We start from the raw sequence: 12,817 nt of genomic DNA on the forward strand, positions 1-12,817 counted from the left end.
ATGGCAAAGTTTATAAACAGCATTTCTTTATATATTAACAATACAATACATTTGCCAGGGCTTCAAGCAAATCCATTTAACAAATGCACAAATATTCCAAACAAACCCGCCATTTATTAGCAGTCGACTGTATTATTTTTGGATTTGATGGTGAGCTTTTGAAGATACTTTTGATACAACGTGGCTTTCAACCCGAAAAAGGCAACTGGAGCCTTATGGGAGGATTTGTAGAGCTAAACGAAAGTTTGGACCAAGCATCAAACCGGATCCTGAAACAATTAACCGGCTTAGAGGGGGTTTATTTGGAGCAGCTGCATACCTATGGTGATACAAACCGCGATCCGATTGAGCGCACTGTATCAACAGCTTATTTTGCGTTAATTGATATTCACAAATATGAAACACAGCTGAGCAATGATTATCATGCAGAATGGTTTCCTTTAAACCAGGTGCCAAAGCTTATTTTTGACCACCGCGACATGGTTGAAGCCGCCAAAAGACGAATCCGTTACAAGGCTGCCTTGCACCCTATTTTATTTGAGCTTTTGCCTGATAAATTTACTATCCCGCAGCTGCAAACCCTTTATGAAAGCGTTTTTAATACAACCATTGACAAAAGAAATTTCAGTAAAAGAGTTTTAGCAACCGGTTTGTTGATAAAATTAGCTGAAAAAGATAAGACCGGCTCCAAACGCGGTGCATACTATTACCAGTTAAACAAGCAGAACTATTATGCTAAGTTCCAGGCATTTTTAAACTTTATACCTAATCCGGATACTTTATCGCTTTAAATTTTCAAGTTCATTTACCGGAAAAATCCATAATGTTTTATCCAAAATTTCATTTTATCAAAAAATAAGTGTTATTTAAACACTAAATTATAACTCAATTATGATTACTGATAAACTTGTAATTGGAGTGGACTATGGTACCGACTCTGTTCGCTCTGTATTAATCAATGCACTTAATGGAGAGGAGATAGCCTCTTCTGTATTTAATTACCCCAGGTGGCAGCAGGGATTGTATTGTAATGCCGCTGAAAACCAATTCAGGCAGCATCCGCTTGATTATATTGAAGGGCTGGAAACAACTATAAAAGATTGTTTAAAAAAAGCTGGTGCCGGTGCTGCGAAAGCTGTAAAGGGTTTATCGGTAGATACTACAGGCTCAACCCCCGTTGCAGTAGATAAAAACGGGACCCCGCTTGCACTAACTCCCGGGTTTGAACAGAACCCGCATGCCATGTTTGTTTTATGGAAAGATCATACCGGGGTAAATGAGGCTGCACAGATAAATGAACATGCAACCAAATTTGATATCAACTACCTTAAATATGTTGGTGGGATCTACTCGTCTGAATGGTTTTGGGCGAAGCTGCTGCGTACATTACGGGCGGATGAACAGGTAGCAAAAGCATGCCACTCATGGGTTGAACATTGCGATTGGATTCCCTTTTTATTAACAGGCGGTAATGATGCTGCACTAATAAAGCGGGGCCGCTGTTCGGCTGGGCACAAAGCTTTATGGGCAGAAGAGTTTGACGGGTTGCCATCTGATGAATTCTTTTCATCGCTCGATCCCCTTTTAAAAGGATTTACTTCAAGGCTGTTCAAAGATACTTATACATCAGATGAAGCTACAGGTAACCTAAACACCGAATGGGCAGAAAGGCTCGGCTTATCAACGGACATTGTGGTTGGTGTAGGTGCTTTTGATGCCCACATGGGCGCTGTAGGCGGACAGATCGAGCCTTATCACCTGAGTAAAGTAATGGGAACATCAACCTGCGATATATTGGTTGCCCCTGCTGCCGAAATGGAGAGTAAGCTGATCCGTGGTATTTGCGGGCAGGTTAACGGCTCCGTTATTCCGGGTATGGTTGGTCTTGAAGCCGGGCAATCTGCCTTTGGCGATACTTACGCCTGGTTTAAGAACTTGCTGGCGTGGCCATTAAACGGCCTTTCCTCATCATCTCTTATCGATTCAAAAACGGCAGAGGCGTTAAAGGAAGAACTTTTAGGAAAGATAATCCCTGAACTAAGCAGGCAAGCCAGTCTTTTACCAATTGAAGAAAACAGCGAGCTTGCCATTGACTGGTTTAATGGCCGCCGTACACCTGATGCCGACCAGACACTAAAGGGGGCTATAGCAGGTTTAGGTTTAGGTAGCGATGCACCGCGTGTATTCAAAGCGCTGGCCGAGGCTACCTGCTTTGGCGCAAAAAGTATTGTCGACCGTTTTGTAGAGGAAGGCATCCCGGTAAAAGGCTTGATCGGCATTGGCGGGGTTGCTAAAAAATCGCCCTATATTATGCAAATGATGGCAGATACTTTGGGAATGCCTATCCGCATCCACCAGTTTGAACATACCTGTGCCCTGGGTGCCGCTATGTTTGCGGCCGTTGTTGCCGGTATTTATCCAACGGTAGAGGATGCAATGGCTGCTATGGGCAGTGGTTTTGATGCAGAATATTATCCCAATAAACAATACAAAGAAATTTATCAGAACAGGTATGAGCAATATCTTGCGTTGGGGAAATTTATAGAATTACACTAATTTTCTCGAATTGTATCGAATTTCACGAATTAATGAAAGGTGTAGATCAATTATATTTTATTGAAAATGAGTAAATATCAGCATATAAAACAAAATGCATATGAGGCAAATATGCAACTGCCTAAGTTAGGATTGGTGCTTTTCACTTTTGGCAACGTTAGCGCAGCCGACAGGGCGCTTGGCGTTTTTGCCATTAAACCCGGCGGCGTACCTTATGATGAACTTTCACCGGATAAAATGGTGATAGTTGATTTTGACGGCAACACCGTTGAAGGTGATTTGAGGCCATCGTCTGACACTAAAACCCACGCGGTGCTTTACAAGCATTGGGAACAAATTAACGGCATTGTACATACCCATTCAACTTATGCAACATCATGGGCGCAATCACAACGTTGTATCCCTATCTTCGGTACTACGCATGCTGATCATTTAACTGTTGATATTCCCTGCGCGCCGCCAATGGATGACGAAATGATAAAGGAAGATTATGAATATCAAACAGGGTTTCAGATCATCAATCATTTTGAACAAAAGGGACTGGATTATAAAGAAACAGAGATGGTGCTGGTAGGCAACCATGCCCCCTTTACCTGGGGCAAAACCGCCGAAAAGGCTGTATATAACAGCGCTATTTTGGAAGCCGTTGCACAAATGGCCTATTTAACCGAGCAGATAAACAATAACGCCCCGCGTTTAAAAGATTCGCTTATTAAAAAGCATTTTGAACGGAAGCATGGGCCGGATTCGTATTACGGACAGTAGTCAGTTTGCAGTTATGAGTGGACAGTTGGCAGTTGCTAAGAACAGTAGCAGTTAAAAGTGACAGTAGCAGTAATGAAGCCATAAAACAATTACTACATCAATAATTCATTAACTAAGACAATCACTAAATCGCTAATTCACTAAATCACTAATTAAAATATATATGATCAATCTAAAAGCATTTGAAGTGTGGTTTATAACCGGAAGCCAGCACTTATATGGAGAAGAAACTTTAAAATTGGTTGCCGAACATTCGCAGCAAATTGCCAAGGGCCTGGATAATGACCCGCAAACACCTGTCCGGATTGTTTATAAACCTGTTGTTAAAACCCCCGAGGAGATCTATGCCACTTTACAGGAAGCCAATACCACTGAGAACTGTATTGGTATAATTACCTGGATGCATACCTTCTCTCCTGCTAAAATGTGGATAAGGGGATTAAGTATCTTACAAAAACCATTATTACACCTGCATACCCAGTTTAACCGTGATATTCCATGGAGTTCTATCGACATGGATTTTATGAACCTTAACCAAAGTGCACACGGCGACCGCGAGTTTGGTTTTATTGTATCGCGCATGCGCAAAAACCGTAAAGTTGTGGTTGGGCACTGGCAGGATCCAGAAGTTTTAGCGCAAATAAATGCATGGACAAGAGCAGCAGCAGGCTGGCACGATTGGCAAGGCGCAAAATTTGCCCGCATTGGCGACAATATGCGGTATGTTGCAGTTACCGAAGGAGATAAAGTTGAAGCTGAACTAAAATTCGGCTATTCTGTAAATACTTATGGCGTAGGCGATTTGGTAAAAGTGATTGATGAAATAAGCGAGGAATCTGTTAATGAACTCGTTACAGAATATGAGGCCACTTACACCATGAATGCAGATCTGCTAAAAGGCAGAGCCAAACATCAATCGGTTTATGATGCTGCTAAGATAGAATTAGGCTTAAAGAAGTTTTTAGAAGATGGCGGCTTTAAAGGCTTCACCGATACTTTTGAGGATCTGCATGGCATGATCCAGCTGCCAGGTATTGCTGCACAGCGTTTAATGGCAGCCGGTTACGGTTTTGCCGGTGAGGGCGATTGGAAAACAGCGGCTTTGGTACGCGCCTTTAAAGTGATGGGCAGCGGCTTAAAGGGCGGCAATGCTTTTATGGAAGATTACACTTACCATTTCGACCCGAACAACCAGCTTGTTCTGGGATCGCACATGCTGGAGATTGATGCTTCGCTGGCTAATGGTAAAGCTGCATTAGAAGTACACCCATTAGGAATTGGCGGTAAAGCTGACCCGGCAAGGTTGGTATTTAATGTTGCCGGTGGTGCTGCGCTAAACGCGTCAATTGTTGATATGGGCAACCGTTTCCGTTTATTAATTAACGAAGTAGAAGCTATTGAACCGCAAAATAACCTGCCTAACCTGCCCGTTGCTCGGGTGTTATGGAAACCATATCCTGATATGAAAACAGGATGTGCAGCATGGATCTATGCAGGTGGTGCACACCATACGGCTTACAGCCAGAATTTAACCGCTGAACACCTGCAGGACTTTGCCGATATTGCCGGATTGGAATTTATACGCATAGGCAAGGATACCAAACTGGATCAATTGCGGAATGAATTAAGATGGAATGATGCCAGCTATAAATAGAACATCGGTTTAAAAAGAAAACGGCCCGGTTAAATTTGGAATTTAGCCGGGCCGTTTTTAATATTGATTTTCAAACTTTAACCGTTTATACGTTTATAAATGTCATACCATAATGAAATATATAAATCTGCTTTGTGTTGCCTCGTTATTAATAGCATCGTGTTCCTCTGACAATAGCAAATCTGCAAATAAAGATTCCATTGATGTTCATGCTGCCGATACTGCTAAAATTAGCGCGGCGGCGGCAAGTCCCCTTTGCTTTTTAAGAACGGAAGGCAAAAGCAACCGGGATAGTACCAGCATTGAATTGATAATTGAAAACAACAAAGTAACCGGCCGGATGATATGGCTTCCTTACCAAAAGGATAGCCGGAAAGGCGCAATTGAAGGCACAATTAAGGGCGATACCATAAATGCCGTATGGAGTTTTATGCAGGAAGGCATGAAAGATACATTGAACCTAAAGTTTAAGCTTAGTAACAATGAGCTTTTGCAAAAGCCTTTAAAACAGAATGTAAAAACCGGAAGGGAACAAACTGACGAATCGGTGGGTTATACGCTGAATTACCCGGCGAGTAATAAGGTTCAGCGTTGATTATAAACAATATAACCTTTGTCATTGCTGAGGTATGAAGCAATCGCATGCTATACAGAGCGAATAGAAAGATGTAGAACTTGCATAGTTCGCGATTGCTTCGTACCTCGCCATGACAAAGGGGTTAACAAGCTTCCAGCACTTCCCCCTTTAAAGATATTTCCACAACTTTAATAACCGGTCTTGCCGGCTGTTTCTCCTTTCTTGCTTTCCTGTATTTATCAAGATTAATGAGCAATACACTGGAAAGTATAACAACCAGGCCGCCGATCTGTAAAGCAGATATTTGCTCACCTGCAAACAACATCCCTAAAAGCACGGCGATAACCGGGTTTACATATGAGTGTGTGCTTACCTGTGTAACCGGGCGTACCTGCAACAGCCAGATATAAGCGCTGAACGCACCGATAGAACCAAATAATATCAAATAAACCACGGCCATCCATGCTGATGCGGGCACCTGGTGAATGTTAAAATGGCTAAACTCGTTGTGCGCAAATGCGGCGGGCACAAATGCAATCCCTGCAATTATCATCTGCCATGCAGTATTTAATCTTGCAGGACTGCTGCTCCCGTTCTTTTTTGAAAATAGTGAACCTGCAGACCATGCCATACTACCCAGCAACAACAGCCCTACTCCCCAGGCCATTGATGAATTATGACTGCCGTTTAGAGCTTTGCTTACCTGCTCGCCAAAGAGCAATATAACACCTGCAAATCCAATTATCATCCCTGTAATTACCGCCTTGTTTTTAAAATTGATGTGCCAGTTGCCTTTATCAAGCATTACAAACCAAATAGGGCTTGCCGATACCATAATGGCAACCATGGCACTGGGTAAAGTCTGCTCAACCCATATTACTATGCCGGTGGCTATAAACAAGGTAAGCAAACCGCTGATCCCCGAATTGATGATGTCTTTTTTTACCCAGATCTTATCACCCTTAATAGCGCTCCAGCCTAGTAATAATAAACCGGCAGTGGTAAAACGAAAGGCCCCCATAAGCATTGGCGGAAAGCCATGTACAGCCTTCTGGATAAAGAAGTAGGTTGAACCCCAAACGATATAAACTGTAGCAAAAGCAATTATTACCAATAATGCAGGCGCCTTTTGTTGATTGGTTGTTGTCATGATATTTGATTTTTATTTAATAATGAATCTATACTCCATTTGTATTCGGGCAGGGATGCAAGCAACAAGCTGGCTGAGCAAACCGTAAAAACTGAATAACCTAAAGGCGACTCAATCCCGAACGATATCGCCATAGCCAGCCCGAAGGCAAGGCTTAGTAAACAGCTGCCCATAGCTGCAATGCGTGTAAATAATCCGGCTAATAATAAAATGCCAAAGCCCCCTTCGCAGATAGTAGCCAGCACAGCAAAAACAGGTACAAATGAATGCGGCATAAATACCATTGTTTGGCGTGCATATTCCATAAAGTGGACCCAGTCGCCCCAGCCCACGTGTGGCTGTCCGTGTGCGCCCAGGATGCCCAGTCTGTCTGCCACTTCCCATAAATAACTGCAGGCTAAACTTGCTCTGAGAAATATTGAAGGGAACACATAATTTTTGATTATTTGCATGACTTCTTTTATTTACTATGTAAATTTACGACTAGATTGGCCTACCTTTATAGTCCAGAAAACATAAACAAGGTAGTCCAGAATGCAATTTCCGAAAGGTCTTATAACAATCGACAAAAATTCCCATGTAGCTGTATATTTGCAAATAGCCAACGGAATTATCAGCCACATCAGGCGCGGTATATTAAAGCCATCTGCTGCCTTGCCGGCAAGTCGCATTCTTGCTGCCGATCTGAAAGTTCATCGTAAAACGGTGGTTGCCGCCTATGATGAGCTGTATGCCCAAAGCTGGGTTGATGCTTACCCGCGCAAGGGAATTTTTGTAGCTAAAAACCTTCCTGATGTATCTCCCAGAAAAATAACGACCGGGATACAATCATACTCCTATCCTGAGGAAACTTTTTTTGAGATAGCCAATGATAAATTTCCGTCATTAGCCCTATCTGTAAAAAGTCCTGAACATAACCTGGTTTTTAATGATGGTTTTCCCGATACCCGCCTGGCTCCTGTCGAGCTGATGGTAAGGGAATACAGGCGTTTTGCCCGGTATCATTTTACCTCAAAATATTTGATGTACGGGCCTGAGCAGGGTTCGGAAAATTTAAGAACAGAACTGGCCCGTTTTTTTGGCGAAACACGCGGGCTACAGGTTAAGCCTGAAAATATTTTGATAACCAAAGGTGTACAAATGGCTTTATACCTTATTGCGCAGTTGCTGCTTACAAAAAATGATACGGTAATTGTGGCCGACCCCGGTTATAATGGCGCCAACGAGGTTTTTGAACAAGCAGGTGCTAATTTGGCCCTGGTGCCTATTGACGAACATGGTATTAACATTAACCACATTGAGGCCATCTGCAAAAAGAAAAAAGTAAAACTTGTTTATGTAATTCCACATCATCACAGCCCTACAACTGTAACTCTGAGTGCTGAGCGGCGCATGCAGCTGCTTGAGCTGGCCCGCAAATATAAGTTTGCTATTGTTGAGGACGATTACGATTATGATTTTCATTATGCCAGCAGCCCCATATTACCTCTGGCAAGTATTGATTATTATGGCTCGGTAATTTATGTTGGTTCTTTTTCCAAAACCATAGCGCCGGGCATCCGCATGGGTTTTATGATCGCACCGAAAAACCTTATTGCACGGGCAACACGCTTCCGCAAGCTTATTGACAGGCAGGGTGAGCAGCTTTTAGAAGAAGCGATGGCCAACTTGTTAAAAAATGGTGACATAAGCCGGCACCTTAAAAAAGCAAACAAGATCTATCATGAAAGGCGTGATATACTATGCCGCCTGCTGCAGGAAAAATTAAACGGATCTGTTAACTTCAAAATTCCGGATGGGGGCTTCGCTGTTTGGGTTGAATATTTAAACGGGCTTAAACCACAGGAGGTATCAGCCAAAGCTGCAACCATGGGCCTGACCATTAGCAACGGCAAAGATTATTATCATGATCCTGCTTACCTCAATAATTGCATCAGGATTGGTTTTGCATCGCTAAATCCAAATGAATTGGAGGCAGCCGTGGATATTTTGGCAAAGGCGGTGATATCATTAAGTTGAGAAAAACGTTAATGCATTCTGTAATTGAAATAAGCTTACTTTTTATCTGTTGAAATGCAGTAAGAGGTTATTTCCTGCAATCTCCCATCTTTAAACTTGTATACATCGCACGATGAAATATGATTTGACCTGTTTTCCTTCTCTATAAAAAATTCTGCTGTTCCGTTTATAGCAATACAATCGCCATCAATTATAATATTATCTGTTTTAAATTCAGTTGTTACCTGGGTAAAGTATTCTGCGGTTTGGTTACAGAATTCAATAATATTGGCCTTTCCGGTTAATGTTTCATTACCAACAATGTTCCAGGTAGCATCATCCGCCAGATGGGGGTATGCAAATTCAAAATTACCGCCCGAAAATTCAAGGCTTATTTGTTTGTGGGGTGACTGCATCTTTTCAATTTACTTATTATGGATAATATCATTCTTTTTAACACATAAAGCTACCATTATTGTTGCAATTTTGAGTTTGCATATCCTGTTTCAACCTGTTATTGCTATCACTTATTTATTATCTTTGCAAGCATCGTAACATACTTATGGAGTATACCCAACTGGTTAAGGGCCTTAACATAAATTATACAGAAACCGGCGAAGGAAAACCGCTTGTTTTATTGCACGGCTGGGGATCGAGCTTGCAGGTGTTTGAAAAGATCCAGCAACATTTTGAAACAGATTTTCATGTATTTGCTATCGATCTGCCCGGATTTGGCAAAAGCCAGGAACCTAATGAAGTTTGGGGTGTTGAAGAATACACCCAGTTTATTGAGGAGTTTTTTAGGGTAAAAAACATCAGCAATCCTATACTTGCAGGACATTCATACGGCGGACGGATCTCTATACTTTACGCATCACGCAACCCGGTTTTAAAGCTGATATTGCTGGATAGCGCCGGTATAAAACCCAGCCGGTCATTAGAATATTATATAAAAGTTTATTCGTATAAAGCAGCGCGTAAAACCCTGCCATATTTGGTGGGCCGCAGCAAGGCCCAGGAAATAATTGAAGGGTACCGAAAAAAAGCGGGGTCCACCGATTATAATAATGCATCGGGTATTATGCGGCAGATCCTGGTAAAATCAGTGAACGAAGACCTAAAAAAAGTAATGCCGCTTATAAAAGCTCCCACCCTGTTAATCTGGGGCGAAAACGACACAGCTACACCGGTTAGTGACGGCAAAACCATGGAGAAGCTGATCCCCAATGCGGGTTTGGTGGTATTAAAGAACGCCGGCCATTTTAGTTTTATTGAAAAACTGCACGAGTTTTTAATTATATTGAATAACTTTCTTCAGGCCGATAAGAAAAACAATTGATGGATAACATATTTTTTATAGTTGCGCTGGCAACGGTACTGGTTTACGCATTTGCAAAATTGAGGTTCGAGCTGCATATGATGCAGTTAAACTCGTACCGTAACGACCGGTATTTTAAATGGCTTAAAACCAACCTGGTACTTGGTACCCGGATACTCGAGGTTATTGTGCTGGTTATTACAGGCATCCTTATTTTAACTTCAGGGGCTGTTGTTGCCAGCATTTTATTTACCCTGTTATATGGTTTGCTGGCTTATTTACTGTTCATCAAAAAACAAAAAAAGCCGGTAGTATTCACAAAAAGGGCGCAAAGGTTATTCGGACTTACTTTTTTACTCTCGGTTATAGCAGGCGTAACGTACTTTTTAATAACAGGTAAAACACTTTACACGCTTTGGGTTAGCGGATTTGTCTTATTGCTCAGCTTTATTTTTATCGCGATAGCAAATATTTTAATAGCCCCGGTTGAAAAAGCAATTAACAACTGGTATTATAATGATGCTAAAAAAATCCTGGCTCAAAGGTCAGATCTGATAATTATTGGTATTACCGGCAGCTACGGAAAAACAAGTACCAAGCATTTTCTGCACAGGATGCTGAGTGAAAAATATAACGTTTTAATGACTCCGGGCAGCTATAATACCACTATGGGGGTTATTAAAACGGTAAGGGAACAATTGCAGGCCACACACCAGGTTTTTATTGTGGAGATGGGCGCAAAACAGCCAAATGATATAAAAGAGATCTGCGACCTTGTGCATCCGCAAATTGGTATTTTAACCGCTGTTGGCGAGCAGCACCTGGAAAGCTTTAAAACTATTGATAACGTTCAGAAAACAAAGTTTGAGCTTATCGATGCTTTACCTTCCGGCGGACTTGCTGTACTGAATGCTGATTATGAATACATTGCCAATCGCCCTGTAAACGACAGGGAAACCGCACTTTATTCGTCTGATAACGAAAAGGTAGATTTTTACATAAAAGATATCTCCTACTCTGCCAAAGGCTCTGCATTCTCGGTTTTTCAAAAAGGCAAGCATTTGGCTGATTTTGAAACCAAACTGCTGGGCAGCTATAACCTGTCGAACATATTGGCTGGATATATTGTAGCCAGGCACCTGGATGTTCCGGATAGCAGTGTTGCCTTCGCCATAAAAAAACTGGAACCAGTTCAGCACAGACTGGAGGTTAAGGTACATGCCAATGGTGTTACTGTTATTGACGATGCATTTAACTCAAACCCGGTAGGTTCAAAAATGGCGTTGGAAGTTTTAAAAGCTATTGAAGGCCAGCGGAAGATAATCATTACCCCCGGAATGATTGAGCTTGGTGAAAAACAGGAATACTATAACAGCCTTTTAGGCGAGCAGATTGCAGATAGCTGTGATTATGCTATACTTGTGGGTAAAAACATAACTTTACCCATAATGAAGGGGCTTAAAAACAAAAATTACCCTGATGATAAAATATATGTGGCCCAAAACTTTAAGGATGCTGTAAATCATTTAGGCAGCATGACAAAAGCGGGGGATGTTTTATTATACGAGAACGATTTACCTGACACTTACGAACTATAGATTGATTATTAAAGAAGAGCAATGAAGATAAATATTGGCGTTATATTTGGCGGAAGGTCGGTTGAGCATGAAATTTCTGTAATTTCAGCGCAGCAGGCCATCAGCGCATTTGATAAAAACAGTTACGAAATTACTCCCCTCTACATTACAAAAACCGGCAAATGGTATACCGGCGATGCGCTTTTAAATGTAGATAACTATAAAAATACTGATGCACTGTTAGCACAGTGTACAGAGATCTACCTTTCGCCAACTTATGGCGATTTCACTATTAATGCGGTACACTCATCCATCTGGAAAAGTAAAACTCTTGGTAAAATTGATATTGCTTTCCCTATTATCCATGGAACAAATGGCGAGGATGGCTCACTGCAGGGTTTGCTTGAATTAAAAGGGATCCCCTATGTAGGCTGCGATGTTTTATCATCAGCCATTGGCATGGACAAAATAATGATGAAGATGGTTTTGAAAGAAAGTAAGCTGCCCGTGGTTGACTATACCTGGTTTACCGACAGGAGCTGGCATATCGATAAGCAGGCAATCATTGAAGATATTAATAAAATAGGCTTCCCGGTTATTGTAAAGCCATCAAATTTAGGGTCGAGTGTGGGTGTTTCAAAGGCCGCTGATGAAGCGCAGCTGATAGATGCTGTGGATCTTGCCGGCCGCTTCAGTAACCGGATCCTGGTTGAAAGAATGGTAGTTGACCTGAAAGAAATTAACTGCTCGGTACTGGGAGATTCTGCTAACCAAATGGCCTCGGTATGCGAGGAGCCTTTAGGGGCTGGCGATATTTTAAGCTATAAGGATAAATACATTACCAAAGGCAGCTCATCAAAAGGGATGACCAGTACTAAACGCCAGATTCCGGCAAATATTTCGGTTGAGCAAGCAACATATATACAGGATCTAGCAAAGGAAACCTTCAGGATCTTGTCCTGCTCAGGTGTTTCAAGGATTGACTTTTTGGTTGATAAAAAGGATAATAAAGTATATGTGAACGAGATAAACACTATCCCTGGTTCATTATCTTTTTACCTCTGGGAAGCTACTGATAAAAAATTCGGCCAGCTGCTAAAAACGCTTATTGATGTTGCTCTCAAACGCCAGCGCGAAAGAGATAATTTAATAGTAAGCTACGGCGAAAATATATTTAACATGAGCGCCGGTTTATCAAAATCGGGCAAATCATAAATTCCAA

Annotated in this window: 12 protein-coding genes; 9 read left to right on the forward strand and 3 right to left on the reverse strand. The window is 41.8% G+C overall.

Translation table 11 applies throughout. The features are described 5' to 3' along the window. Positions 1-83 precede the first annotated feature (83 nt). The 5 genes from JWQ54_RS26330 to JWQ54_RS26350 all read left to right on the forward strand — a co-directional run bounded on the left by JWQ54_RS26330 (position 84) and on the right by JWQ54_RS26350 (position 5,570). The gene (locus JWQ54_RS26330) at positions 84-791 is read left to right on the forward strand and encodes an NUDIX domain-containing protein (protein WP_299590868.1); all 708 of its coding nucleotides are present in this window, start codon (positions 84-86) and stop codon (positions 789-791) included. A gap of 100 nt (positions 792-891) precedes the next feature. Next, positions 892-2,556 carry a ribulokinase gene (locus JWQ54_RS26335; RefSeq protein WP_299590869.1) on the forward strand — a complete coding sequence of 555 codons (1,665 nt, stop codon included), beginning with the start codon at positions 892-894 and terminating at the stop codon, positions 2,554-2,556. 66 nt (positions 2,557-2,622) lie between these two features. Further along, entirely contained in the window at positions 2,623-3,321 is a 699-nt protein-coding gene (locus JWQ54_RS26340; RefSeq protein ID WP_299590870.1) for an L-ribulose-5-phosphate 4-epimerase, read from the forward strand. Between the two features lie 163 nt (positions 3,322-3,484). Next, positions 3,485-4,975, forward strand: coding sequence for an L-arabinose isomerase (gene araA / locus JWQ54_RS26345; RefSeq protein WP_299590871.1), 1,491 nt, complete (start codon positions 3,485-3,487; stop codon positions 4,973-4,975). A gap of 112 nt (positions 4,976-5,087) precedes the next feature. Further along, the gene (locus JWQ54_RS26350) at positions 5,088-5,570 is read left to right on the forward strand and encodes a hypothetical protein (protein ID WP_299590872.1); all 483 of its coding nucleotides are present in this window, start codon (positions 5,088-5,090) and stop codon (positions 5,568-5,570) included. Positions 5,571-5,694: 124 nt separating this feature from the next. Here JWQ54_RS26350 and JWQ54_RS26355 read toward each other — a convergent pair whose 3' ends face one another. Together JWQ54_RS26355 and JWQ54_RS26360 are read right to left on the reverse strand one after the other, a co-directional pair. Then, positions 5,695-6,702, reverse strand: coding sequence for an EamA family transporter (locus tag JWQ54_RS26355; protein ID WP_299590873.1), 1,008 nt, complete (start codon positions 6,700-6,702; stop codon positions 5,695-5,697). After that, entirely contained in the window at positions 6,699-7,154 is a 456-nt protein-coding gene (locus JWQ54_RS26360) for a DoxX family protein (protein ID WP_299590874.1), read from the reverse strand. The genes JWQ54_RS26355 and JWQ54_RS26360 overlap by 4 nt, the downstream gene beginning before the upstream one ends. An 82-nt stretch (positions 7,155-7,236) precedes the next feature. Between JWQ54_RS26360 and JWQ54_RS26365 the strand changes: the two genes are divergently transcribed. After that, complete coding sequence (locus JWQ54_RS26365) at positions 7,237-8,721, forward strand: PLP-dependent aminotransferase family protein (protein ID WP_299590875.1); 1,485 nt, start codon at positions 7,237-7,239, stop codon at positions 8,719-8,721. A 35-nt stretch (positions 8,722-8,756) separates the two neighbouring features. Here the strand turns inward: JWQ54_RS26365 and JWQ54_RS26370 are convergent, their stop codons facing one another. Then, positions 8,757-9,116 (reverse strand): nuclear transport factor 2 family protein, encoded by a 360-nt coding sequence (locus tag JWQ54_RS26370; RefSeq protein WP_299590876.1) that lies wholly within the window; start codon positions 9,114-9,116, stop codon positions 8,757-8,759. Between the two features lie 146 nt (positions 9,117-9,262). Between JWQ54_RS26370 and JWQ54_RS26375 the strand changes: the two genes are divergently transcribed. The 3 genes from JWQ54_RS26375 to JWQ54_RS26385 are packed head-to-tail and all read left to right on the forward strand — an operon-like array spanning position 9,263 to position 12,810. Next, positions 9,263-10,039, forward strand: a complete 777-nt coding sequence (locus JWQ54_RS26375) for an alpha/beta hydrolase (RefSeq protein WP_299590877.1) — start codon at positions 9,263-9,265, stop codon at positions 10,037-10,039. Then, positions 10,039-11,616, forward strand: coding sequence for a UDP-N-acetylmuramoyl-tripeptide--D-alanyl-D-alanine ligase (gene murF, locus JWQ54_RS26380; RefSeq protein WP_299590878.1), 1,578 nt, complete (start codon positions 10,039-10,041; stop codon positions 11,614-11,616). The genes JWQ54_RS26375 and murF overlap by 1 nt, the downstream gene beginning before the upstream one ends. Before the next feature lie 21 nt (positions 11,617-11,637). After that, positions 11,638-12,810, forward strand: a complete 1,173-nt coding sequence (locus tag JWQ54_RS26385) for a D-alanine--D-alanine ligase family protein (RefSeq protein WP_299590879.1) — start codon at positions 11,638-11,640, stop codon at positions 12,808-12,810. The last annotated feature ends 7 nt before the right edge of the window (positions 12,811-12,817 follow it).

It is taken from the genome of Mucilaginibacter sp., assembly GCF_028288225.1.
In the GTDB taxonomy this organism is placed as follows: domain Bacteria; phylum Bacteroidota; class Bacteroidia; order Sphingobacteriales; family Sphingobacteriaceae; genus Mucilaginibacter.